The organism is Micromonospora sp. DT48 (genome assembly GCF_049844495.1).
Classification (GTDB): domain Bacteria; phylum Actinomycetota; class Actinomycetes; order Mycobacteriales; family Micromonosporaceae; genus Micromonospora.
In genome coordinates this window covers 75801-98754 of record NZ_JBNCLE010000004.1, presented here as the reverse complement: position 1 = coordinate 98754, position 22954 = coordinate 75801, and the positions used below count along the sequence as shown (strand labels likewise).

Below are 22954 nucleotides of genomic sequence, written 5' to 3'. Positions count from 1 at the left end.
GCCGGATAGAGTCCTGACAGCGGGGTACGCCGGTCGTACCCCGCTGTTTCGGCAACGAAAGGTAGCGCCTCCATGCGTCGTCCCCAGCTGGACATCCAGCTGAAGACTCCTGAGCAGATCGAGAAGATGCGTGCCGCTGGCCTCGTGGTCGCGGAGGCGCTTCGCCGGATGCGGGAGGCGGTGGCCCCCGGGGTGAGCACCGCCGATCTGGACGAGATCGCCGAGTCGACGATCCGGGACGCGGGAGCGGTCCCGTCCTTCAAGGGCTACCACGGGTTTCCCGCGTCGATCTGCTCCTCGGTCAACGAGCAGATCGTGCACGCCATCCCGTCGCCGAAGCAGGTTCTCGCTGAGGGAGACCTGATCTCGATCGACTGCGGCGCGGTGCTGGACGGATGGCACGGCGACGCGGCGATCACGGTCGGCGTGGGCGAGGTCGATCCGGCGTTGCTGCGGATGGCCGAGGTGGCCGAGGACGCGATGTGGGCTGGGATCGCCGCAGCAGCTCGCGGCGCGGCCAACGGTAGGGGTCGGCTGACCGACATCTCGCACGCGGTCGAGCGCGCGGTACGCAAGGCGGGGCGGTACGGCATCGTGGACGGCTACGGCGGCCACGGCATCGGCACCGAGATGCATCAGGACCCGCACGTGCTCAACCACGGACGGCCGGGCAAGGGGCCCCGACTGGTGCCCGGGATGGCGCTGGCCATCGAGCCGATGATCACCATGGGTTCGCCGCGTACGGCGGAACTCGCCGACGGTTGGACGGTCGTCACCCGCGACGGCTCGCGGGCCGCCCACGTCGAGCACACCATGGCCCTGCTGCCGGACGGGGTGTGGGTGCTGACCGCCCACGACGGTGGCCGCGCCCGCCTGGGTGACCTGGTCACCGCCCGCCAGCCGAGCGGCACGCCGACCGCGTAGCGGCTCACTCCGCGACCCGGCCGATCGCGGCACTGGCAACGCGGTGGCATGCTTGCCGACATGGACGAGCAGGGCGCCATGCGGGCAGCGGACTCCGACCGGCAGACGGTCGCCGAACGTCTCCGGGTGGCTCTCGACGAGGGCCGACTAGACCTGCACGAGTACGACGAGCGGTTGCAGCGGGCCTACGCCGCTCGCACCTACGCCGAACTGGACACCCTCGTCAGCGATCTGCCGGCGCCCGCAGGTGCGGTGGCGCCGACGTCGGTGGCGCCGACGCCCGCAGTACCGGACGCGCCGGTGCCGACCCGGGCCGGACGGGGGCCGACCGCACAGTGGCTGGCCATGATCTGGGGGCCCTGGCTGCAAGCGGTCGGGATCGTGGTGACGGTGTGGGCCGTCACCTCGATGGCCGCCGGTGTGGCGCTCTACTTCTGGCCGGGCTGGGTGGCGGGTCCGTGGGGTGCGGTGCTGCTGGTGCGTACCGTCACCGGGCTGGCCAGCGGCGAGCCGGAACGGTGGGCCGCACAGCGGGAGCGTCGCCGCCAGCGGCGGGCGCAGAAGCGGGCGCTCAAGCGGGAGCGCAGGATGCTGAGTCAGCGGCAGCCCGATGCCGCCGGCTCCGGTGGGGCAGCGGCCGGCGAACGTGCCGCGCTGGCGGTGAGCGACGGCGTCTGCGGGGACGGGCGTCCGGCAACCGATGCCGCCACCGGCGACGACACGGCGGACGGCACCGGGACCGGCGAGGTGGCCGGGGCTCCGGCGGGCGAGGCGCGCCGCTCCGACCGGGGTGATGTGGGCTGATCGTCCCGTTTCCGCAGCCGGTCCGGGTCGGGCTGGCCGGTCGGTTTGGCGACGGCATGCAGGCGGGCGTACACTTTCTGATCGGCGCACAGCGTCCACTCCGCCATGCCCACCAGCGCTTCGGTGGGACGCGGAGCCGCGGCTGGCGCGGGAAGTCTGATCTTGGTCAAGCATCCCGTGTAAGACGTTGTGGGCCGTCCGGAGCAACCGACGTCAGGACAGCGGAGGACATGCCGAAAAAAGACGGAGCCATCGAGATCGAAGGTCGGGTCATCGAGCCCCTGCCGAACGCTATGTTCCGGGTGGAGCTCGCCAACGGCCACAAGGTGCTGGCTCACATCAGCGGCAAGATGCGGCAGCACTACATCCGCATCCTGCCGGAGGATCGAGTCGTCGTCGAGCTTTCGCCGTACGACCTGACCCGCGGGCGCATCGTCTACCGCTACAAGTAAGCCTGACGACGGCCGGGAACGTCCCGTGTCCGTCTTCGATGTCCGGTGTCGCGCCATGCGACCTCGGGCCAGATGGGAAGTAAGGCAACCGTGAAGGTCAAGCCGAGCGTCAAGCGGATCTGCAACAAGTGCCAGGTGATCCGCCGGCACGGCCGGGTCATCGTCATCTGCGTCGACCCGCGCCACAAGCAGCGCCAGGGCTGAACCAGCCCACACAACACACATGCTCGTCCCAGCCGCGAGCGGTGCGCAGCGCGTACTCCAATCGTGGTTGACCCCCGGTCGAAGGCCGGGGCCCGCTCGGGCAGCGACCGATCCCGGTCGCCGGCGTCATCGGCGTCGGAAGGACAGGGACGGCCGGTAGCGGGGTGGGACGGGTCCACACCTTCGCCAGCACACCACGAGGAGTACGCCCGCACATGGCACGTCTAGTCGGCGTCGACCTCCCCCGCGAAAAGCGGATGGAGATCGCGCTCACCTACATCTTCGGCGTGGGTCGCACCCGCGCCCTGGAGACGCTCAGCGCCACCGGCATCTCGCCGGACAAGCGCGTCCGGGACCTCACGGACGAGGAGCTGGTCCAGCTCCGGAACCACATCGAGGCCAACTACAAGGTTGAAGGTGACCTGCGCCGCGAGGTCGCCGCTGATATCCGCCGCAAGGTCGAGATCGGCTGCTACGCCGGCATCCGGCACCGTCGGGGTCTGCCCGTGCGAGGCCAGCGGACCAAGACCAACGCCCGGACCCGCAAGGGCCCGAAGCGGACCGTCGCCGGCAAGAAGAAGCCCGGCAAGAAGTAGTAGTTCCTCAACCGGAATTCTGGTCGTTCTCCGCCGTGGTAGGCCGGGTTCCAACCGGAACCGGTGCCTACCGATTCAACAGGCGACGGGCCAGGACCCGATCGAGAACCGAAACAGGAGCGCACAAGACTTATGCCACCGAAGGCTCGTGCCGGAGCCGCTGTCAAGAAGGTCCGGCGCAAGGAACGTAAGAACGTCGCCCACGGGCAGGCGCACATCAAGAGCACCTTCAACAACACCATCGTCTCGATCACCGATCCGACTGGTGCCGTCATCTCCTGGGCCTCGTCCGGCCAGGTTGGCTTCAAGGGCTCCCGCAAGTCGACTCCGTTCGCCGCGCAGCTGGCCGCCGAGGCCGCCGCGCGTCGGGCCATGGAGCACGGCATGCGCAAGGTCGACGTGTTCGTCAAGGGCCCCGGCTCCGGCCGGGAGACCGCCATCCGTTCGCTGCAGGCCGTGGGCCTTGAGGTCGGGCAGATCTCCGACGTCACCCCGCAGCCGCACAACGGGTGCCGTCCGCCGAAGCGTCGTCGGGTCTGAGAGGTAGAGAGAGATGGCTCGTTACACCGGTGCCGACTGCCGCCGCTGCCGGCGGGAGAAGATGAAGCTGTTCCTCAAGGGCAGCAAGTGCGATGGTCCGAAGTGCCCGTTCGAGTCCCGGCCGTTCCCGCCCGGGCAGCACGGCCGCGGCCGCACGAAGGAGACGGAGTACCTGCTCCAGCTCCGTGAGAAGCAGAAGGCCCGCCGCGTCTACGGCGTGCTGGAGAAGCAGTTCCGCGGCTACTACGAGGAAGCCGTCAGCAAGAAGGCCAAGACCGGCGAGGTGCTGCTGCAGATCCTCGAGTCGCGGCTGGACAACGTGGTCTACCGGGCTGGCTACGCCAAGTCCCGGGACATGGCCCGTCAGCTGGTCAAGCACGGTCACTTCACGGTGAACGGCAAGAAGGTCGACATCCCGTCGTTCCGCGTCAAGGAGCACGACATCATCGAGGTCCGGGGCAAGAGCAAGGAGCTCACCCCGTTCATCGTGGCTCAGGCCGAGGCCGGCTCCAAGACCGTTCCGGCGTGGCTGGAGGCCATCCCCAGCCAGATGAAGATCCTGGTGCACTCGCTCCCGGCCCGACAGGTGATCGACACCCAGGTCCAGGAGCAGCTGATCGTCGAGCTCTACTCCAAGTAAGGGCTCGTTGCGGTGGCCCGCCCCGCTCGGGGCGGGCCACCGGAACAGTTTGTGTCGTGGGCGTCATATAGCGGGCGTCCCGGAAGAGAAGAGAAGACATGCTCATCAGCCAGCGACCGACTCTGTCGGAGGAGTCGCTCAACGAGACGCGGTCCCGGTTCACCATCGAGCCGCTGGAGCCGGGCTTCGGCTACACCCTGGGCAACTCGCTGCGGCGTACGCTGCTGTCGTCCATCCCGGGTGCGGCGGTCACCTCGATCAAGATCGACGGTGTGCTGCACGAGTTCACCACGATCCCCGGGGTCAAGGAGGACGTGGTCGAGCTCGTCATGAACATCAAGGAGCTCTGCGTCAGCTCCGAGCACGACGAGCCGGTCAGCATGTACCTGCGCAAGCAGGGCCCGGGCGATGTGACCGCCGGTGACATCCAGCCTCCGGCCGGGGTCTCGGTGCACAACCCGGACCTGAAGCTCGCCACCCTCAACGGCAAGGGTCGGCTCGACATGGAGCTGACCGTCGAGCGGGGGCGCGGCTACGTCACGGCGGCGCAGAACAAGCAGGCGGGCGCGGAGATCGGCCGGATCCCGGTCGACTCGATCTACTCGCCCGTGCTCAAGGTGACCTACCGGGTCGAGGCGACCCGTGTCGAGCAGCGGACGGACTTCGACCGGCTGATCATCGACGTCGAGACCAAGCCGTCGATGGGGCCGCGTACCGCCCTGGCCTCGGCCGGTTCGACGCTGGTGGAGCTGTTCGGGCTGGCCCGTGAGCTGGACGAGACCGCCGAGGGCATCGACATCGGCCCGTCGCCGCAGGACGCGCAGCTGGCTGCGGACCTGGCCCTGCCGATCGAGGAGCTGGACCTGACCGTTCGCTCCTACAACTGCCTCAAGCGCGAGGGCATCAACTCCGTTGGTGAGCTGATCGGGCGTACCGAGGCCGACCTCCTCGACATCCGCAACTTCGGCCAGAAGTCGATCGACGAGGTCAAGATGAAGCTCGCCGGGATGGGTCTCGGGCTGAAGGACTCGGCCCCGAACTTCGACCCGGCGCACGTCGTGGACACCTTCGGCGAGGCTGACTACGACACCGACGACTACCGCGAGACCGAGCAGCTCTAGTCCGCGCTGCCGCCACACCTGAGGAGCACCAAGCATGCCCACGCCCACCAAGGGCCCCCGCCTCGGCGGCAGCCCCGCGCACGAGCGGCTGATGCTGGCCAACCTGGCCACCTCGCTGTTCCAGCACGGCAAGATCAAGACCACCGAGACCAAGGCCCGGCGGCTGCGTCCGCTCGCCGAGCAGCTGATCACCAAGGCCAAGCGGGGCGACCTCGCGTCGCGTCGGCGCGTGCTGACCGTGGTCAAGGACAAGGACGTGGTCTACGCCCTGTTCGACCAGATCGCGCCGCGGTACGCCAACCGCAACGGCGGCTACACCCGGATCGTGAAGACCGGTCCGCGTAAGGGTGACGCCGCTCCGATGGCGATCATCGAGCTGGTCGAGGAGCTTCAGGTCGCCGAGCCGAAGGCGAACAAGAAGACCGCCGGTCGCAAGGCCGCCCAGCAGGACAAGGTCGAGGCGCTGGCCCCGGCCGAGGAGGCCCCGCGGTCGGCCGACCAGGACGCCGAGGCGCCGCAGTCGGCCTCCGGTGACACCGCCGCTGCCCGCAAGGACAGCGACCTGGCCACCGAGGAAGGCAAGGCCTGATCCAGGCTGTCGTCGGGCCCGGCACCCTCAGGGGTGCCGGGCCCGACCCCGTTCAGGGGCGATGGTGAGATCCTCGGTCGCGCCGGGGGGATCGGCGCAGACCAACCAGGAGGTACGAGGTGGACGAGCGGACCCGGTTGCGGCTGGACGTCGCGTACGACGGGACGGCCTTCTCCGGATGGGCCGCCCAGCCGGACCGGCGGACGGTCGCGGGGGTGCTGGTCGAGACGCTGGACCTGGTGCTCGGCGAGGGTGCCGCGACGGGACTGACCGTCGCCGGGCGCACCGACGCGGGGGTGCACGCCACCGGGCAGGTCTGTCACCTGGACATGCTCACCGACGTCTGGAAGGCGCACGAGGGACGGTTGCTGCGTCGGCTGGCCCGCCTGCTCCCGACCGATGTGCGGGTGCGAGCGATCAATGCGGTGCCGGCCACCTTCGACGCCCGGTTCTCGGCGACCTTCCGCCGCTACGAGTACCGGGTGACCGATGCCGCGTGGGGATGCGACCCGCTGCGTCGGCACGTGATCCTGGCCTGGCCCCGCGAACTCGACCTCGACCGGCTCAACGCTGCGGCGGCCGGGCTGGTGGGGGAGCACGACTTCGCCGCGTACTGCCGACGCAAGGAGAACGCCACCACGCTGCGGGAGGTGACCAGGCTGGACTGGCGGCGCGACGCCGACGGCACTCTCGTCGCGACCGTGCAGGCCGACGCGTTCTGCCAGGCGATGGTCCGCAGCCTGGTCGGTGCCATGCTGGTCGCCGGTGACGGTCGTCGACCGGTGGACTGGCCGGCCGACCTGCTGACCCGCCGGGAGCGGGCCAGCGAGGTGACCGTGGCACCCGCGCACGGGCTGACCCTGGTGGCGGTGGGTTACCCGGACGACCCTGCCGAGTACGCGCGCCGGGCCGAGGCGACCCGGCGGCTGCGGGTGGCGACGTAGCCTCGGCGGTCAGTCCTCGTCGGACCCGCCCTGGTCACCGGTGCCGTCGGAGGGCTCTTCGGTCGGTTGACTCGCCGTCCCGCCGTCGGCGCGCCGCTCCAACACACCCTGACTGAGGTGCTGTTCGAGCATGTCGAAGAGGATCTCGCGGACGGTGGTGTCGCCGGAGCGGATGGTCGCGCCGTCGGTGCGGACGACCACCGCGTAGGCGATGTAGTGGCCGCGTACCTGCCAGCCGACGCGAGCCGGGGCAGTGGCGACGACCTCGGTGTCGTCTCCCGCCGACATGCCCCGGAAGCGCCCCTGCCGCTCGTCGAGCAGTTGGCGGATCCGGTCTCGGGCGCGTTCGGCGCTGGACCGGTCGGTGAGGTTGAACAGGCCCGTGGTGACCAGGTGGTCGCCGTCGGGTGTGCGGAGGGTGGCGCGGACGACCTGGTTGCAGCCGAGCCGCACCAGCAGTTCCCCGACCTCTCCGGTGGCGGCCACGGCGCAACTGGCGCTGGACTGGGTGCGCAGCACCTCGTAGCCGTTCTCGCCGTCACCGACGGCGATCGTGCTGGCGGGGAAGACCTCGCGGGCGGTGAGCGGTGCCTGGTCGGTGTCCCGGGAGTCGAGGTCGCTCGCCGTGGTGGGCGGGGTATCGCGGGCGGTGTCCGCCGGGTCGCTGGGGGCGGCCTGTTGACCGATCAGGGTCCGACCGTCCATCAGGGTGGCGGCGGTGAGTCCGCAGAGAGCGAGCAGCACCAGCGCCGCGGCGCCGCCGATCAGCACCTGCCAGGCCCGACCGCCACCACGCCGGGGCGGCGGCACGACCGTGGTGGTGCCGCCATCGACCGGTGCCTCCGCCACGCCGACCGACAGCGGTTCGTCGAGGGTGGCCGGTGCCGGGTCGTACCGTGGTGCCGGCTCCTGCCGCGCGGTGGAGTACGCCCCGGTCGGCGGCGTCGACGACGGCAGCATGATCTGGTTCGGCCGGGTCAGGGACGGGGCGGGGAAGCGCGACGGGGACGGACCCGCCGGCGGCGGCGGGCCGGGCGGGGGCGCGATGCCCTCGGGCTCGTCGTCCCGGTACGGGACGTGTGCGTCCTCATCGGAGTCGTACCGATACACCATGTCGTCCAGAGTAGGGATGTTTATCCCTTTAGTAGGTATTTTGGAAAAACGCGGCGTACGGACGTGTCGGGTCGACTGCGGCTGCCGCCGCTGGGTGTACCTCCGGGCCGGTGCGAGAATGGCCCGCGTGACCGGGGACCACTACTTCACCACCGAGCCGAACGCGCCCGCCCAGGCGCGCGAGGTGCAGTTCGCCGTCGCGGGGCGGGACTACACCCTGGCCTCGGCCTCCGGGGTCTTCTCCGCCAGCCGCCTTGACCCCGGCACCGCGGTGCTGCTGCGCAAGGCGGAGTTGCCCGACGCCACGACCACCGGCGACCTGCTCGACCTCGGCTGCGGGTTCGGCCCGATCGCCTGTGTGCTCGCCACCGTCGCCCCCGCCGCCACCACCTGGGCGGTGGACGTGAACGAGCGGGCTCGAAGCCTCACGGCCGGCAACGCCGCCCGGCTCGGACTCTCCGACCGGCTGCGGGTGGCTGCGCCCGAGGAAGTGCCCGCCGACCTCCGCTTCGCGCAGATCTGGTCCAACCCACCGATCCGGATCGGCAAGGACGAACTGCACCGGATGCTGCTGCACTGGTTGCCCCGGCTGGCCGCGGACGGCGTCGCCTGGCTCGTGGTGGCCCGCCACCTCGGCGGTGACTCGTTGCAGAACTGGTTGGTCGAGCAGGGGTGGCAGGTCGCTCGCCAGGCCAGCCAGAAGGGATTCCGGGTGTTGCGCGTCACCCGCTGACCGGGTAATCGGTTGGCCTGTCGATTCCGGCTCCGGCAGGATGCCGGCGTGGGATACGTGGACGTGGCGGCGGTCGGGCATGTCCTGCCCGACGGCCGGGAACTCTTCGCCGATGTGTCGTTCCGGGTCGGTGAAGGCGCCAAGGTGGCCCTGGTCGGGCCGAACGGTGCGGGCAAGACGACGTTGCTACGGATGGTCGCCGGGGACCTGCCGGTGCGCACCGGCACCATCGCGCGTACCGGCGGGTTGGGTGTCATGCGCCAGTTCATCGGCATGATCGGCGACGAGTCGACCCTCGCCGACCTGGCCCTGTCGCTCGCCCCACCGCCCCTGCGCGAGGCCGGTCGCCGACTCGCCGAGACCGAGGCGGCCATGCGTGCGGCCGAGCTGCGCGGCAAGTACAGCACCGCCGCCGGAAAGGCCCAGCTGGCGTACGCCGACGCGTTGGCCGCCTGGGGCGAGACCGGCGGATACGACGCGGAGGTGCTTTTCGACACCGTCGCCACCATCGTCCTCGACCTGCCCTGGGAGACTGCCCGGCAGCGACCCGTACGCACCCTCTCCGGCGGTCAGCAGAAGCGTTTCGCCCTGGAGTTGCTGCTGCGCGGCCCCGACGAGGTGCTGCTGCTCGACGAGCCGGACAACTTCCTCGACGTGCCCGGCAAACGGTGGCTGGAGGCGCGGCTGCGCGAATCCGGCAAGTCGGTGCTCTACGTCTCCCACGACCGGGAGTTGTTGTCGCACACCGCCGACCGGGTGGTCGCCGTGGAGGGCGGCAGCGCCTGGGTGCATCCGGGTGGCTTCGCGAGCTGGCACGAGGCGCGGGTGGCCCGGCACGCGCGCCTCGACGAGCTGCGCAAGCGGTGGGACGAGGAGCACCAGAAGCTGCGCGAGCAGATGCTGATGTACAAGCAGAAGGCCGCGTACAACTCCGACATGGCCTCGCGCTACCAGTCGGCGCAGACCAAGCTGCGTAAGTTCGAGGAGGCCGGGCCGCCGCCCGTACCGCCGAAGGAGCAGGACATCCGGATGCGCCTGGCCGGTGGCCGGACCGGCAAGCGTGCGGTGGTCTGCGAGCAGCTGGAGCTGGACGGCCTGACCTACCCCTTCGATCTGGAGCTGTGGTACGGCGACCGCCTGGCCGTGCTCGGTGCCAACGGCACCGGCAAGTCCCATTTCCTGCGCCTGCTGGCCCGGGGAGGGACGGACCCGGACCCGGCGAACGGTCCGGTAGACAACGGGGCAGCGCTGACGCCCGTGGCGCATGACGGGGTGGCGCGGCTCGGTGCGCGCGTGCGTCCCGGGCACTTCTCGCAGACCCACGACCGGCCCGAGCTGATGGCGAAGACCCTTGCCGAGATCCTCTGGCGGGGTGACGAGCATCGGGACGGGATGGACCGGCACACGGCCATGGCGGCACTCAACCGGTACGAGTTGGCCGGACAGGGCGACCAGCGCTTCGGCACCCTCTCCGGTGGACAGCAGGCCCGCTTCCTGGTGCTGCTGCTGGAGTTGTCGGGCGCGACCCTGCTGCTGCTCGACGAGCCCACCGACAACCTCGACCTGGCCTCGGCCGAGGCGCTGGAAGCCGGGCTCGCCGCCTTCGCCGGCACGGTGGTGGCGGTCACCCACGACCGTTGGTTCACCCGCACCTTCGACCGGTTCCTGCTGTTCCGTGGCGACGGCGAGGTGGTCGAGACCGACGAGCCGGTCTGGGACGTGGCTTGACCACCGCATCGGCTCCTGCCGTGCGTCCCTGCGACCACCCGGCGAGGCGACATATGGTGATCTCGTGAGTGAGATGACCTATCGCCGGTTGGGCGACTCCGGGCTCGTGGTGTCCGTCGTGGGCATCGGCTGCAACAACTTCGGCCGCAAACTCGACGCCGACGGCACCCGCGCGGTGGTCGACGCGGCCCTCGACGTCGGGATCAACTTCTTCGACACCGCCGACATCTACGGAGAGCCGCACGGTGCGTCGGAGGAACAGCTCGGGGCGGCCCTCAAGGGCCGTCGGGACGAGGTGGTGCTGGCGACCAAGTTCGGCATGTCGATGGCCGGTGGCAACGGACGCGACTTCGGGGTACGCGGCTCGCGGCGGTACGTGATCCGGGCGGTCGAGGCGTCGCTGCGGCGGCTGGACACCGACTACATCGACCTGTACCAGTTCCACGAGCCGGACCCCGGCACCCCGATCGACGAGACGCTCTCCGTCCTCGACGATCTGGTCCACGCCGGCAAGGTGCGCTATCTCGGCAACTCCAACTTCGCCGGTTGGCAGATCGCCGACGCCGACTGGACGGCGAAGGACCGGGGCTTCACCAGGTTCGTCAGCGCGCAGAACCACTACAGCCTGCTCAACCGGGACGCCGAGATCGAGGTGCTGCCGGCCTGCGACCGGTTCGGGCTGGGCATGCTGCCGTTCTTCCCGTTGGCGAACGGGTTGCTGACCGGCAAGTACAAGCGGGGTGAGGCACCGCCGGCCGGCAGCCGCCTGGCCGGTGGTGGTCGGTACGCCCAGCGCCTCGCCGCGGCGGACTGGGACACCATCGAGGCCATCGAGGCGTACGCCGCCGAGCGCGACGTGACCATGTTGCAGGTGGCCATCGGTGGGCTGGCGGCCCAGCCGGCGGTGACCTCGGTGATCGCCGGAGCGACCACGCCCGAGCAGGTGCGCGCCAACGCGGAGGCCGGTTCCTGGCAGCCCAGCGACGCCGACCTCAAGGCGCTGCGCGAGGTGCTCGACCGCCGATAGTCGCGGCCCCACACGAAGCGGCCCGGCACGCGACGCGTGCCGGGCCGCTTCGCACCCACGTCCTAGGGTCGCTCGCGACGCCGGCTCAGCAGCGGTGCGACCAGCGCCACCACCACGAGCGTGGCGACACCGATCCCGACCGCCCACCACCAACCGGGCGCCGCGCCGTCGGCGGTCGAGCGGCCCTGCGCCGATCCGCCGGACCGGTGCTCCGACACGGGGGCCAACGACGGAGTCTGCGGCACCCGTGCCTGCACCGTGGCGGTGCCGGTGCCGGAGTACGGGCCGGACGCCTGCACCCGCACCTGCCAGGTGCCGGGGGAGAGGATCGGGCCGGTGGTGTAGAAGCCCTGCCCCTCGGCGGAGGGGTCCAGCTGCACCGGGCCGACCGTGCGACCCTGCTCGCCGGTGGCGGTGACGACCAGCCGGACGACCTCGTCCAGGTAGTGCCCGTCGGCGTAGGTCGCCTGGATGGTCACCCCGCTCGCACCGTCACCCGCCACGGTCACGGTGAGCTTGTTGCCGTGCGCCGCCGCCGGGCTCCCGGCGAGGACCGCCAGGAGCAGCGCGGCGAGCAGGCTGGTGGTCACCGTACGGACCCGCGTCACGGTGCCTCCTCACTTCGTCGTGCAGGGGCCCCGCCCGGTCGAGACCGGACGGGGCCCATGGATCACAGGTGACGACCGGGCGCGAGCCGGGTGGGATCCGCACCGAGGCGACCGGCCCCCTTGACGGACTTGCCGTCGTTGGCCTTGACCCCAGCCGTGCTGGCGGTGCCGCCGAGCCGGACGATCATCGCGTCGGCGTCCCGGATAAGCACCTCCCGGATCTCCGCCTCGCCGATCTGAGTGGCGTCGCCGGCAAGGTCGCGGAACTTGCGCAGTTCCTTGATGGCCTTGTCGTCGTTGCCCTTGGCCTCCTCCTTGCGGACCTTCTCCAACTGCTTCGACAACTGGTCGTACGCCTTGTTCGACAGGCGTCCCGTGGCCTTGAACCGGTCCAGCAGGTTCTGCATGTCCCGGAACGAGGTGGTGACGAAGAACCGGACCGACGCGGTGGTGGCGTTACCCGCCTTGTCGGTCGCGACCACTGTCAACTCGTGCAGACCCAACGGCAGCTCGTACATCGCCTGGAGGGTGCCGCTGGCGTACGGGCGGTCGTTGAGCGTGCCGACCACGGTGGCGATACCGGAGGTCGGGTCGACCGCCTGCCAGGACACGCGTACGTCCTGGCTGTCACCGTAGAGCTGGCCGTCGGCGAGGCCGGAGACCAGCAGGGTCGGCTTCGTGCCGTCGATGCGGACCACCGCCGACTTCAACGTCTCGACGTGGCCGAGCTTGTCGGTGGCCCGGTACAGCAGCTCGTGGATGCCGTCACCGCTGATCTCCACCGGCTCGGTGTACGGCGTCCAGTCGCCGTCGTCGAGCGACCACTCCAGCAGCTCCACCCCGGCACCGGCGTCGGTCGAGGTGAGCACCACCGGAATGGTGCCGTCGTGCCAGCCCTCGTCGTTCGCCGGAGCGAACGAGGCGGTGCTGACCGGTGCCGTGGTGTCGATCCGGACGGTGACCGTCTTCGTCTCCTCCACGTTGCCGGCCTCGTCCACCGACCGGAACCGCACCTCGTGATCGCCGTCCCCGACCACCTGCACCGGCTCGGTGTAGGTGGTCCACTCGGTGGCCTCACCGACCTGGTACTCGGTGCGGGCCACCCCGCTGCCGCCGTCGGAGTCGGTGGCGGAGAGCGTCACGGTCACCGGCCCGGTGTGCCAGCCGTCGACCGGCGTACCGGAGACCTCAGCGGTGGTCACCGGGGGCACGGTGTCGCTCGGTCCGTCCTCCGCGGAGAACCGGAAGTACTCGAACGAGGCCGGCTTCGATTCGGTCTGGTTGCCGCTGAGGGTGAACACGCCCACCTTCGGGGTGGCCCCGACGGCCGCGTTGGTCAGCTCGGTCAACGCGGTCCAGGTCTCGCCGTCGGCCGAGTACGACCCGGTGAACGTGTCACCGGTGCGCGCCAGCCGCAGGTACCACTCGGCCGAGGTCAGGTTCTCCGCACCCGGCTGTGGATCCTGGATCGTCCCGTCGATCTCGCTACGCAGCTCGATCCGGCGGGACACCGGCTGGCCGACCTGGTTGTCGACGACGAAGTCGAACTTGATGTAGTTGTCGTCGTCGCCGTACACGATCAGGCCCGCCTGCTGGTACTGCTCGTCCAGCAGACTTCCGTCGATCTTCGTCTCCATGGTCCAGTCGCCCTCAGGGGCGTTCTGCAGGATGAAGTTCGTCGGATCGGTGTTGTTGGTGCCGTAGATGTCACCGTTGGGCACGTCGATGTGCAGCTTCCCGCCGCTGACCCGGTAGGCGCTCAGGTCCTCCCGCAGGATCGCGTTCCACCGGCACTTGTCCAGCGAGATGCCGTCGAACTCGTCGGACGGGTCGACCGGCCCGGCCGGCTCGTCCGGGATCACCTGGAACCAGTCGAACGCGGCCTCCACCACCGGCGCGTCGGTGCCGCCGTTGAGCGCGAACAGGCCGATCTGCGGGTTCTCGATGCCGTCCAGCTCGGCGGACCGCCCGACCGGGCTGTAGGTCTGCCCGTCAGCCGACATCTCCGCGGTCAGGTTGGTGCCGTCGCTGCTGATCCGCAGGTAGACGGTGTCACCGTCCGGTGCGGCCACACTGTCGGCACTGTCGTTGCGCGGCGTGCCGGCAGTCTCCCGGAGGAACTCCACCCGCCGGCTGCCGTTGTAGAGCAGATCGACCTTGGCGTAGTTGTCGTCGTCGCCGTAGACGATCAGACCGGCCTGCTGGTAGGTCGCCGTCACCGGGACGGTCACCTTCGTGGTCACCTGCCAGGCACCCGACGGTGCGGGCTGGAGCACCAGGTTGGTGGCGTCGTTGCGGCTGCCGTAGAGGTCACCGACCCCGGTGGGGAGTCGCAGCGCACCGTCGGAGACGGAGAGGAGCTGGTTCTCCCGCACCACATTGGTCCAGCGGTCCCGGTTGAGCGTGTCGCCGTCGAAGTCGTCCGAACGTGCCCCGAGGCAGGAGGTGTTCGGCGATTCGACCCGGACCGACACGGCGGCGTACGCCCGGGCACCCCGGCTGTCGGTCACCGTCAGGGTGGCGGTGAAGTTGCCGGGCGCGGCGTACGTGTGCTCGGCCTGGAGCGTGTCGGCCGTACCACCGTCACCGAAGTCCCACTCGTACGTCAGCGGGGTGTCGCCCTCGGGGTCGGTGGCGGTACCGCTGAACGCGACGGTGAGCGGCGCGGTGCCGCTGGTCGGCGTGGCGGTGGCGGTGACGACCGGCGGGGCGTTGTCGGTGACGCCCTTGCCGACGAAGTCGACCCAGTTGACGTTGAACAGGCTCGCCGTGCCGCCTTCCGGGTCACGGGCGACGAAGAACAGCTTGCCGTTCGAGTCGGCGTCCGCCGGCACCTCTGCGGTGACGTCGGTGTACGTCTGCCAGTCTCCGGTGCCCGGTACGTCGACGGAGGTGACCAGCGGACCGTCGGGCGCACCGGCGCGGACCTCGATCCGTCCGCCGGAGCCGGCCGAAGCCGCCCGGAACCGGATCGACTCGATGCCGGTCAGGTCCGCCGGCTCGAACGACCACCAGTCGCCGTCCTCGATGAATCCGATGTTCTGTCCACCGCCGGCGGTGTCACTTGAGGTCTCCTTGACCACACCCGCGTCGCCGCCGCCGGTGCTGCCGGGGATCCGGCCGGTGTTGGAGTAGTACTCGGCCTGCTTGCGCTTGGGCTGGAGGATCTCCAGGGCCCGACCGGTGAGCGGGTTGGCCCCACCGGAGCCGCCCTTGTCGGTGTAGGTCGCCTCCAGCACGGTGAAGACGTTCGCCTCGGCACCGTGTCCGGCGGCGAGCTGGGTCTGCACCACGCCCTCGCAGCCGGTGTGCTGCTCCAGCGGGTGGGCGTGCTCGTCGTGGCCGAGGAGGACCTGGAGTTCCACGTCGGCGCAGTCGATCTCGCCGTCCTCGGGGTCGGTCACCTTGATGGTGTACTTGACCTGGTCACCCCAGTCGAAGAAGCCACCGTCCGGCGGGAACTCGATGGTGACCGTCGGTGCGGTGTTGCCGACCGTGACCGGCACGTTCGCCACCGCGGTGCGGCCCTTCGGGTTGGTCACGGTGAGCTGGGCGTTGTAGTTGCCCGCCGAGGCGTACGTGTGGGTCGGGTTGGCCTCGTCGGAGGTGTTCCCGTCACCGAACGTCCAGGCGTAGGTGAGATCGCCGCCGTCCGGGTCGCGGGACCCGGCGCTGGAGAAGTTCACGGTCAGCGGTGCCGGACCGGAGGTGGGATCGGCGCTGGCCACGGCGATCGGAGCCCGGTCACCGGCGATGTAGTCGATCCGGTAGACGCCGGAGTTGTCGTTGTTGCCGCCGAAGCCGCTGCCCCACTCGATCAGGTACAGCGCGCCGTCGGGGCCGAACTCGAAGTCCATCGGCCGGATGAAGCTCATGCCGTCCAGCAGACGGTTGATGTCCACCAGGGACTTGCCGTCCTGGCTGACCTGCATGGTGTACATCCGCGACTGGTTCCACTCACCGAGCAGCGCCTTGCCGTCGTAGTACGCCGGCCACTTGCGGTCGGAGACGAGGTCGGCGTCGTACCGGTAGACCGGGCCGCCCATCGGCGCGCCACCGCCGCCGATCTCGGGGAACCGCGGGTTCGCGGCGTAGCCGTAGTCGACGGTGGCCGCGATGGCGGGCGGCAGGTTGGTCAGACCGGTGTTGTTCGGCGAGTCGTTGACCAGGTTCGCGCAGTCGAACGGGGCCCCACTCGGCCCGGACGGGAACTGGTAGTCGTTGTACGCCCGGTTGTTGCCGTGGCAGTACGGCCAGCCGAAGTTGCCGGGCTTGTCGACGATGTTCCACTCGACCAGGCCCTCCGGGCCCCGGTTCGGGTTGGCGGAGTTCGCGTCCGGCCCGTAGTCGGCCACGTAGAGCACGTCCGTGGCGAGGTCGATACCGATCCGGAACGGGTTACGGAAGCCCATCGCGTAGATCTCGGGACGGGTCTTCTCGGTGCCCGGCGGGAACAGGTTGCCCTCCGGGATGGTGTACGTCCCGTCGTCCTCCGGGTGGATCCGGATCACCTTGCCGCGCAGGTCGTTGGTGTTGCCGGAGCTGCGCTGCGCGTCGTAGTCGGCGCGACCGGGCCGCTCGTCGATCGGGGTGTACGCGTCCGACGAGAACGGGTTGGTGTTGTCTCCGGTGGCCAGGTAGAGGTTGCCGGCCGAGTCGAAGACCAACGAGCCGCCCGCGTGGCAGCAGGTGTTGCGCTGCGTGTCGACCCGCAGCACCTCCTGCTCGCTGGCCGGGTCGATCGAGTCGCCGGTGACGGTGAACCGGGACAGCAGGTTGCGCGCGATCCCGTCGTTCGGGGCGTAGTAGAGGTAGACCCACCCGTTGCTGGCGAAGTTCGGGTCGAGCCGGATGCCCAGCAGACCGTCCTCGTTGCCGGTGAAGACGTCGAGGCTGAGGGCGGTGACGGTCTGGCCGGTGTCCGGCTTGATGATCTGGACCCGGCCGTCGCGTTCGATGTAGAAGACCCGGCCGTCGGGTGCGATGTCCAGCTCCATCGGGTTGCTGGTGTTGCTGTCCAGCGTCACCTTCTCGAAGCTGGCGGTCAGCGACGCCCCGCAGTCGGCGTCCTCGACCCCGGCGGCGGTGCGGATGCCGCCGAGCAGGTGGGCGCGGAAGTCCGGATCAGCGAAGGACTCCTGGGTGTGGCCGCCGCCGGTGTACCAGGCCCGGCCGCCGTCGTAGTCCTGGCACCAGGCGATCGGGTGGTCGTGCCCCATCGCGCCGGATCCGGGGTTGTAGCTGTTCTCGTCGAGGGTGGCCAGCACGTGCACCGTGCCGCGCGGGTTGGTGCGGTAGTTGTACCACTCGTCGTACCGGGACCACTGGTCCGGCAGGTGCGCCGTGGAGGGGTGGGCCGGGTCTTCGACCTTGACCGTGGCGGTCTGGTTCGCCGGGTGGCTGTTGAAGTACGCGCCCACCAGTTCGCCGTACCAGGACCAGCTGTACTCGGTGTCGGAGGCGGCGTGGATGCCGGCGTAGCCGCCACCGGCCTGGATGTAGCGCTCGAACGCGGCCTGCTGGTCGGCGTTGAGCACGTCACCGGTGGTGGAGAGCCAGATGACCGCCTGGTACTGGGCGAGGTTCGCGTCGGTGAATGCGTCACCGTCCTCGGTGGTGTCGACGGTGAAACCGTGCTCGGCACCGAGTTCCTGGATGGTGGCGATGCCGGTGGGAATGGAGTCGTGGCGGAAGCCGGCGGTCTTGGAGAAGACCAAGACCGAGAAGTCGTCGGCTGCGGCTGCGGGCTCGGCCTGCTGGGCGGGCGCGCGTTGCGCGACCGCCTCGACGCTCGGCGCGGCCTGTGCGGCGGGAACGCCGACGAGGCCGGTCGCGGCGAGGCCGAGGGTGAGAAGTGTGGCGGTGATGGGTACGCGGGCACGGCGTGGTCGGGGCACTCCGGTCTCCTCTGTCCTTACTCGACGTGAGTCGCGGGGGCCGGCTCGCCGAAGACCGTCCCGGGTGGAGCTGGTCCGGACCGCCTTGCCGAAGGGCGTCCGATCCAGCATTATGTCGAGTCGCTGAACAAATTAATTCTGTCGAAACGATTTATGGCAAGACTTCGATAGATAACGTTTCGGTAAATGCGGGCGACATTTCTGCACAGTCCGTGCAAACCACTACGAGCGCCGGCCCGCACCTCCGGGTGGAAGGTACGGGCCGGCATCGATGGGTCGGTGTCGCCGACTATCCCGGGGTCAGCCGGAAGTAGTCGAACGCAGCTGTCTTCGACACGGTCTGGTTGGCACCGAGAGTGAACAGGCCCACCTTCGGAGTCGAGCCGACCGCGGTGCTGGTCAACGTCCCCAAGGTCGTCCAGGTCGTGCCGTCGGCCGAGTACGCGGCGGCGTAGCTGTTGCCGCTGCGCGACAGCCGTAGGTGCCAGATGCCCTGGGTCAGGCCGGTCGCCTGCGGCTGCGTACTCTGCACGACCCCGCCGACCTCGCTGCGGAACTCGATCCGCCGCGAGATCGTCTGGCCCGCCGCGTTGTCCGTGACGTAGTCGAACTTGAGGTAGTTGTCGTCGTCGGCGTACACCAGCAGACCCGCCTGCTGGTACTGCTCGTTGAGCAGGCTGCCGTCGACCCGGGTCTGTATCGTCCAGTTTCCGGCCGGGGCGTTCTGGAGGATGAAGTTGGTCGGCCCGGTGTTGGTGGTGCCGTAGATGTCACCGTTCGGCACGTCGATGCGCAGCGCGCCGTCGGTCACCCGGTAGCCGGTGGCGTCCTCCCGGACGATCGCGTTCCACCGGCAGATCTCCAGGCTGCTCCCGGTGAACTCGTCCGACGGAGAGACCGCGGTGGTGCTGTTCTCCGGGGTGATCCGGAACCAGTCGAACGTCGCGGTCAGCACCGGGGCGGTGGTGCCGCCGTTGAGGGCGAAGAGCCCGATCCGGGGGTTGGTGATCCCGGCCAGGGCGGCCGACCGGCCGACCGAGGTGAAGGTCTGTCCGTCGGTCGAGTAGGCGGCGGTCAGGTTCGTCCCGTCGCTGGTCAGTCGCAGATGGATGGTGTCACCGGTGGGAGCCGAGGTCGAGTCCGAGCTCTCGTTGCGCGGCGTCCCGGCGCTCTCCCTGATGAACTCGACCCGGCGGCCGCCGCCGTAGAGCAGGTCCAGCTTGGCGTAGTTGTCGTCGTCGCCGTACACCAGCAGGCCGGCCTGCTGGTAGTCGGCCTGGGCCGCCAGCGTGACCCGGGTGGTCGCCTGCCATGCCCCGCTGGGCGCGGGCTGGAGCACCAGGTTGGTGGCGTCGTTGCGGGTGCCGTACAGGTCACCCGCCGAGGTGGGCAGGCGCAGCGAACCGTCGGAGACCGAGTACGACTGGTCCTCCCGCACCACGCTCGTCCACCGCCCGCGATCCAGCGAGGTGCCGGTGAACTCGTCGGACCGCAGTGGGCCCTGCTCGGTCTGGCAGGGAACGTCCTCCCCGTCGACCCGGATCTGCACGCTGGCCTGTCCCCGCGCGCCCCGGCTGTCGGTGACCGTCAGGGTGGCGGTGTAGTTGCCGGGGGTGGTGTACGTGTGGGTGGCGGCGAGCGTGGTCGCGGAGCCACCGTCACCGAAGTTCCAGGCGTACGTCAGGGGAGTGTCCCCGTCCGGATCGGTCGCCGTGCCGGTGAAGGACACCTCCAGCGGTGCCGTCCCGCTGGTCGGGGTGGCCGTGGCGGTGACCGCCGGTGGCGCGTTGCCGCTCACCCCGGGGCCGACGAAGTCCATCCAGTTGACGTTGAACAGGGTTCCGGAGCCGCCGCCCGGATCCCGGGCGACGAAGTACAGCGCGCCCTCCGCCGCGGCACCGTTGGGGACCTGGGCGGTGACGTCGGTGTACGTCTGCCAGCCCCCGGTGCCGGCCACCGTGGCCGAGGTGATCAGCGGCCCGTCGGCGGCTCCGGCGCGGACCTCGATCCGGCCGCCGGAGGTGGCCGAGGCGACCCGGAATCGGATCGAGGTGACGCCGGTCAGGCTGGCCGGCTCGACCGACCACCAGTCGCCGTCCTCGATGAATCCGATGTTCTGCCCACCGCCGGCGGTGTCACCGGTGGTCTCCTTGACCACGCCCGCGTCGCCGCCACCGGTGCTGCCGGGGATCCGGCCGGTGTTCGAGTAGTACTCGGCCTCCTTGCGCTTGGGCTGGAGGATCTTCAGCGCCCGGCCGGTCTGCGGCTCGGCCCCGTCGGACCCACCCCGGTCGGTGTAGATCGCCTCCAGCACGGTGAAGACGTTGGCGTCCGCCCCGTGGCCGTCGGCGAGTTGGGTCTGCACCGTGCCGGTGCAGCCGGTGTGCCGCTCCAGCGGATGGGCGTGTTCGTCGTGGCCGAGGAGCACCTGGAGTTCGACGTCGTCGCAGTCGATCGTGCCGTCCTCCGGGTCGGTCACGCTGATGGTGTAGGCCACCTGGTCACCCCAGGCGAAGAAGCCACCGTCCGGCGGGAACTCGATGGTGACCGTCGGTGCCGTGTTGCCGACGGTGATCGGCACGTTCGCCAGCGCGGTGCGCCCGGCCGAGTTGGTCACCCGCAACTGCGCCGTGTAGCTGCCGGACCGGGTGTACGTGTGGGTCGGGTTGGCCTGGGTGGAGGTGCCGCCGTCACCGAACGTCCAGGCGTAGCTGAGCGTGCCGCCGTCGGGGTCGCGCGAGCCGGCGCTGGAGAAGCTGACCGTCAGCGGCGGAGCCCCGGAGTTCGGGTTCGCCGAGGCGACCGCGATCGGCGCTCGGGCACCGGCGGTGTAGTCGATCCGGTAGACGCCGGAGTTGTCGTTGTTGCCGCCGAAGCCGCTGCCCCACTCGATCAGGTACAGCGCGCCGTCGGGGCCGAACTCGAAGTCCATCGGCCGGACGAAGCTCATCTGGTCGAGGATCCGGTTGATGTCGACGAGCGTCTTGCCGTCCTTGCTGACCTGCATGGTGTACATCCGCGACTGGTTCCACTCGCCGAAGATCGACTTGCCGTCGAAGTACGCAGGCCACTGGCGGCTGGAGGAGATGTTCGGGTCGTACCGGTAGACGGGGCCGGCCATCGGTGCTCCGCCGCCGCCGATCTCCGGGAAGCGGCTGTTGCCGCTGTAGCCGTAGTCGACCGTGGCCGGGATGGCCGCCGGCAGGTTGGTCAGACCGGTGTTGTTGGGGGAGTTGTTCACCGGCGCGGAGCAGTTGAACTTAGCCCCGCTCGGGCCGGACGGGAACTGGTAGTCGTTGTACGCCTGGTTGTTGCCGTGGCAGTACGGCCAGCCGAAGTTGCCGGGCTTGTCGACGATGTTCCACTCGACCAGGCCCTCCGGGCCCCGGTTGGAGTTCGCGGTGGTGGCGTCCGGCCCGTAGTCGGCGACGTAGAGCACGTCGGTGACCGGGTCGATGCCGATCCGGAACGGGTTGCGCAGGCCCATGGCGTAGATCTCCGGCCGGGTGCGCGCGGTTCCCGGCGGGAAGAGGTTCCCGGCCGGAATGGTGTACGTGCCGTCGGCCTGCGGCCGGATGCGGAGGACCTTTCCGCGCAGGTCGTTGGTGTTGGCGGCGGTGCGCTGCGCGTCGTAGTCGGCGCGGCCGGAGCGCTCGTCGATCGGGGTGTAGCCACCGGACTCGAACGGGCTGGTGTTGTCTCCGGTGGCCAGGTAGAGGTTGCCGGCCGAGTCGAAGGTCATCGTCCCGCCCATGTGGCAGCAGGTGTTGCGCTGCGTGGGCACCTCCAGCACGACCCGCTCGCTGGACGGGTTGATCGTGTCACCGGTGGCGGTGAACCGGGACAGGTAGTTACGGGAACCGCCCGCGCTCGGCGCGTAGTAGAGCCAGACCCATCCGTTGCTGGCGAAGTTCGGGTCGAGCCGGATGCCCAGCAGACCGTCCTCGTTACCCGCGAAGACGCTCAGCCGCAGCGCGGTGACGGTCTGGCCGGTGTCCGGCTTGATGATCTGGACCCGGCCGTCGCGTTCGATGTAGAAGACCCGACCGTCGGGTGCGATGTCCAGCTCCATCGGGTTGCTGGTGTTGCTGTCCAGCGTCACCTTCTCGAAGCTGGCGGCCCGGCCGGCGCCGCAGTCGGCGTGCACCACCCCGGCCGCGGTCTGGATGCCGCCGAGCAGGTGTTGCCGGAACTCGGCGTTGCTGAACGACTCCTGGGTGTGGCCGCCGCCGGTGTACCAGGACCGACCGCCGTCGAAGTTCTGGCACCAGACGATCGGGTGGTCGTGCCCCATCGCGCCGCTGCCCGGGCTGTAGCTGCGCTCGTCGAGCGAGGCGAGCACCTGCACCTGGCGGGCGCGGGGGTTGGTGCGGAAGTTGTACCACTCGTCGAACCGGGACCACCGCTCCGGCAGGTGCCGGGTGGACTCGTGCGAGTAGTCCTCGACCTTCACGGTCGCCGTCTGGTTGGCCGGGTGGCTGTTGAAGTAGGCGCCGACCAGTTGGCCGTACCAGGCCCAGTCGTACTCGGTGTCGGACGCGGCGTGGATGCCGACGTATCCGCCACCGGCGCGGATGTAGCGTTCGAAGGCCGCCTGCTGGCTGGAGTTGAGCACGTCACCGGTGGTCGACAACCAGATGACCGCCTTGAACTGGGCGAGGTTGGCGTCGGTGAACGCGCCACCGTCCTCGGTGGTGGTGACGCTGAATCCGTTCGCCGCGCCGAGCTGCTGGATCGCGGTGATGCCGGCGGGGATCGAGTCGTGCCGGAATCCGGCGGTCTTGGAGAAGACCAGGACGGAGTACGGCTCGGCCGCGGCGACCGGGTTGGCGTTCGGGGCGGCGGCGATCGGGGCCGGTGCGGCGGCCAGGACGAGTACGAGGGCGAGTAGCGCCACGGTCAACGGGGCGAGCGTTGCTCGCCCCTGACTGGGTCGGGGCACGAAGATCTCCTCTGTCGGTGGGACGGGTCGGAGTGGACGGGGGTGGTCACTCCGCGTCGGTCCGAGCGCCCATACCTGTCGAGTGAGGTCTG

At 69.9% G+C, this 22954-nt stretch carries 16 protein-coding genes and 1 pseudogene; 13 read left to right on the top strand and 4 right to left on the bottom strand.

The annotated features are described in order from the left end of the window. Window positions 1-72: 72 nt before the first annotated feature. The 10 genes and pseudogenes from map to truA all read left to right on the top strand — a co-directional run bounded on the left by map (window position 73) and on the right by truA (window position 6814). The gene (gene map, locus ACLQ2S_RS01120; RefSeq protein WP_425700934.1) at window positions 73-924 is read left to right on the top strand and encodes a type I methionyl aminopeptidase; all 852 of its coding nucleotides are present in this window, start codon (window positions 73-75) and stop codon (window positions 922-924) included. 60 nt (window positions 925-984) lie between these two features. Next, window positions 985-1551: pseudogene (locus ACLQ2S_RS01115) on the top strand (DUF1707 SHOCT-like domain-containing protein); the annotation flags it as partial. Between the two features lie 407 nt (window positions 1552-1958). Then, window positions 1959-2180, top strand: coding sequence for a translation initiation factor IF-1 (infA, locus tag ACLQ2S_RS01110; RefSeq protein WP_007073013.1), 222 nt, complete (start codon window positions 1959-1961; stop codon window positions 2178-2180). A 90-nt stretch (window positions 2181-2270) separates the two neighbouring features. Further along, window positions 2271-2384, top strand: coding sequence for a 50S ribosomal protein L36 (gene rpmJ, locus ACLQ2S_RS01105; protein ID WP_203997444.1), 114 nt, complete (start codon window positions 2271-2273; stop codon window positions 2382-2384). A 215-nt stretch (window positions 2385-2599) separates the two neighbouring features. Next, window positions 2600-2980: a 30S ribosomal protein S13 gene (rpsM, locus tag ACLQ2S_RS01100; RefSeq protein ID WP_093403631.1), complete on the top strand. Its 381-nt coding sequence runs from the start codon at window positions 2600-2602 to the stop codon at window positions 2978-2980. A gap of 132 nt (window positions 2981-3112) precedes the next feature. After that, window positions 3113-3520, top strand: coding sequence for a 30S ribosomal protein S11 (gene rpsK, locus ACLQ2S_RS01095; protein WP_013288613.1), 408 nt, complete (start codon window positions 3113-3115; stop codon window positions 3518-3520). Between the two features lie 13 nt (window positions 3521-3533). Then, the gene (rpsD, locus tag ACLQ2S_RS01090; protein ID WP_155214558.1) at window positions 3534-4160 is read left to right on the top strand and encodes a 30S ribosomal protein S4; all 627 of its coding nucleotides are present in this window, start codon (window positions 3534-3536) and stop codon (window positions 4158-4160) included. Between the two features lie 98 nt (window positions 4161-4258). Beyond that, window positions 4259-5281 (top strand): DNA-directed RNA polymerase subunit alpha, encoded by a 1023-nt coding sequence (locus ACLQ2S_RS01085; RefSeq protein WP_155214559.1) that lies wholly within the window; start codon window positions 4259-4261, stop codon window positions 5279-5281. 34 nt (window positions 5282-5315) lie between these two features. Further along, a complete protein-coding gene (gene rplQ, locus ACLQ2S_RS01080; protein WP_155214560.1) occupies window positions 5316-5870 on the top strand; it encodes a 50S ribosomal protein L17 in 555 nt (184 codons plus the stop codon). A gap of 119 nt (window positions 5871-5989) precedes the next feature. Further along, window positions 5990-6814, top strand: a complete 825-nt coding sequence (gene truA / locus ACLQ2S_RS01075; RefSeq protein WP_309222490.1) for a tRNA pseudouridine(38-40) synthase TruA — start codon at window positions 5990-5992, stop codon at window positions 6812-6814. A 9-nt stretch (window positions 6815-6823) separates the two neighbouring features. Here truA and ACLQ2S_RS01070 read toward each other — a convergent pair whose 3' ends face one another. Next, the gene (locus ACLQ2S_RS01070) at window positions 6824-7927 is read right to left on the bottom strand and encodes a hypothetical protein (protein ID WP_196222417.1); all 1104 of its coding nucleotides are present in this window, start codon (window positions 7925-7927) and stop codon (window positions 6824-6826) included. Window positions 7928-8054: 127 nt separating this feature from the next. Between ACLQ2S_RS01070 and ACLQ2S_RS01065 the strand changes: the two genes are divergently transcribed. The 3 genes from ACLQ2S_RS01065 (at window position 8055) to ACLQ2S_RS01055 (ending at window position 11415) form a co-directional block, all read left to right on the top strand. After that, window positions 8055-8660 (top strand): class I SAM-dependent methyltransferase, encoded by a 606-nt coding sequence (locus ACLQ2S_RS01065; RefSeq protein WP_309222491.1) that lies wholly within the window; start codon window positions 8055-8057, stop codon window positions 8658-8660. Between the two features lie 48 nt (window positions 8661-8708). Continuing rightward, complete coding sequence (locus tag ACLQ2S_RS01060) at window positions 8709-10388, top strand: ABC-F family ATP-binding cassette domain-containing protein (RefSeq protein ID WP_425700933.1); 1680 nt, start codon at window positions 8709-8711, stop codon at window positions 10386-10388. A 73-nt stretch (window positions 10389-10461) separates the two neighbouring features. Beyond that, the gene (locus ACLQ2S_RS01055) at window positions 10462-11415 is read left to right on the top strand and encodes an aldo/keto reductase (protein WP_155214872.1); all 954 of its coding nucleotides are present in this window, start codon (window positions 10462-10464) and stop codon (window positions 11413-11415) included. A gap of 62 nt (window positions 11416-11477) precedes the next feature. Here the strand turns inward: ACLQ2S_RS01055 and ACLQ2S_RS01050 are convergent, their stop codons facing one another. The 3 genes from ACLQ2S_RS01050 to ACLQ2S_RS01040 all read right to left on the bottom strand — a co-directional run bounded on the left by ACLQ2S_RS01050 (window position 11478) and on the right by ACLQ2S_RS01040 (window position 22862). Beyond that, a complete protein-coding gene (locus tag ACLQ2S_RS01050) occupies window positions 11478-12023 on the bottom strand; it encodes a hypothetical protein (protein WP_309222493.1) in 546 nt (181 codons plus the stop codon). 62 nt (window positions 12024-12085) lie between these two features. Next, window positions 12086-17920 (bottom strand): ThuA domain-containing protein, encoded by a 5835-nt coding sequence (locus tag ACLQ2S_RS01045; RefSeq protein WP_309222494.1) that lies wholly within the window; start codon window positions 17918-17920, stop codon window positions 12086-12088. A gap of 289 nt (window positions 17921-18209) precedes the next feature. Then, window positions 18210-22862, bottom strand: a complete 4653-nt coding sequence (locus tag ACLQ2S_RS01040; RefSeq protein ID WP_425700932.1) for a ThuA domain-containing protein — start codon at window positions 22860-22862, stop codon at window positions 18210-18212. Window positions 22863-22954 lie beyond the last annotated feature (92 nt).

Excerpts from the sequence above, each read along its gene's own strand:
- ACLQ2S_RS01070 (WP_196222417.1), bottom strand. The coding sequence starts at position 7,927 with ATGGTGTATCGGTACGACTCCGATGAGGACGCACACGTCCCGTACCGG.
- rpsK (WP_013288613.1), top strand. The coding sequence starts at position 3,113 with ATGCCACCGAAGGCTCGTGCCGGAGCCGCTGTCAAGAAGGTCCGGCGC.
- rpsD (WP_155214558.1), top strand. The coding sequence starts at position 3,534 with ATGGCTCGTTACACCGGTGCCGACTGCCGCCGCTGCCGGCGGGAGAAG.
- ACLQ2S_RS01085 (WP_155214559.1), top strand. The coding sequence starts at position 4,259 with ATGCTCATCAGCCAGCGACCGACTCTGTCGGAGGAGTCGCTCAACGAG.
- infA (WP_007073013.1), top strand. The coding sequence starts at position 1,959 with ATGCCGAAAAAAGACGGAGCCATCGAGATCGAAGGTCGGGTCATCGAG.
- map (WP_425700934.1), top strand. The coding sequence starts at position 73 with ATGCGTCGTCCCCAGCTGGACATCCAGCTGAAGACTCCTGAGCAGATC.
- ACLQ2S_RS01055 (WP_155214872.1), top strand. The coding sequence starts at position 10,462 with ATGACCTATCGCCGGTTGGGCGACTCCGGGCTCGTGGTGTCCGTCGTG.
- rplQ (WP_155214560.1), top strand. The coding sequence starts at position 5,316 with ATGCCCACGCCCACCAAGGGCCCCCGCCTCGGCGGCAGCCCCGCGCAC.
- rpsM (WP_093403631.1), top strand. The coding sequence starts at position 2,600 with ATGGCACGTCTAGTCGGCGTCGACCTCCCCCGCGAAAAGCGGATGGAG.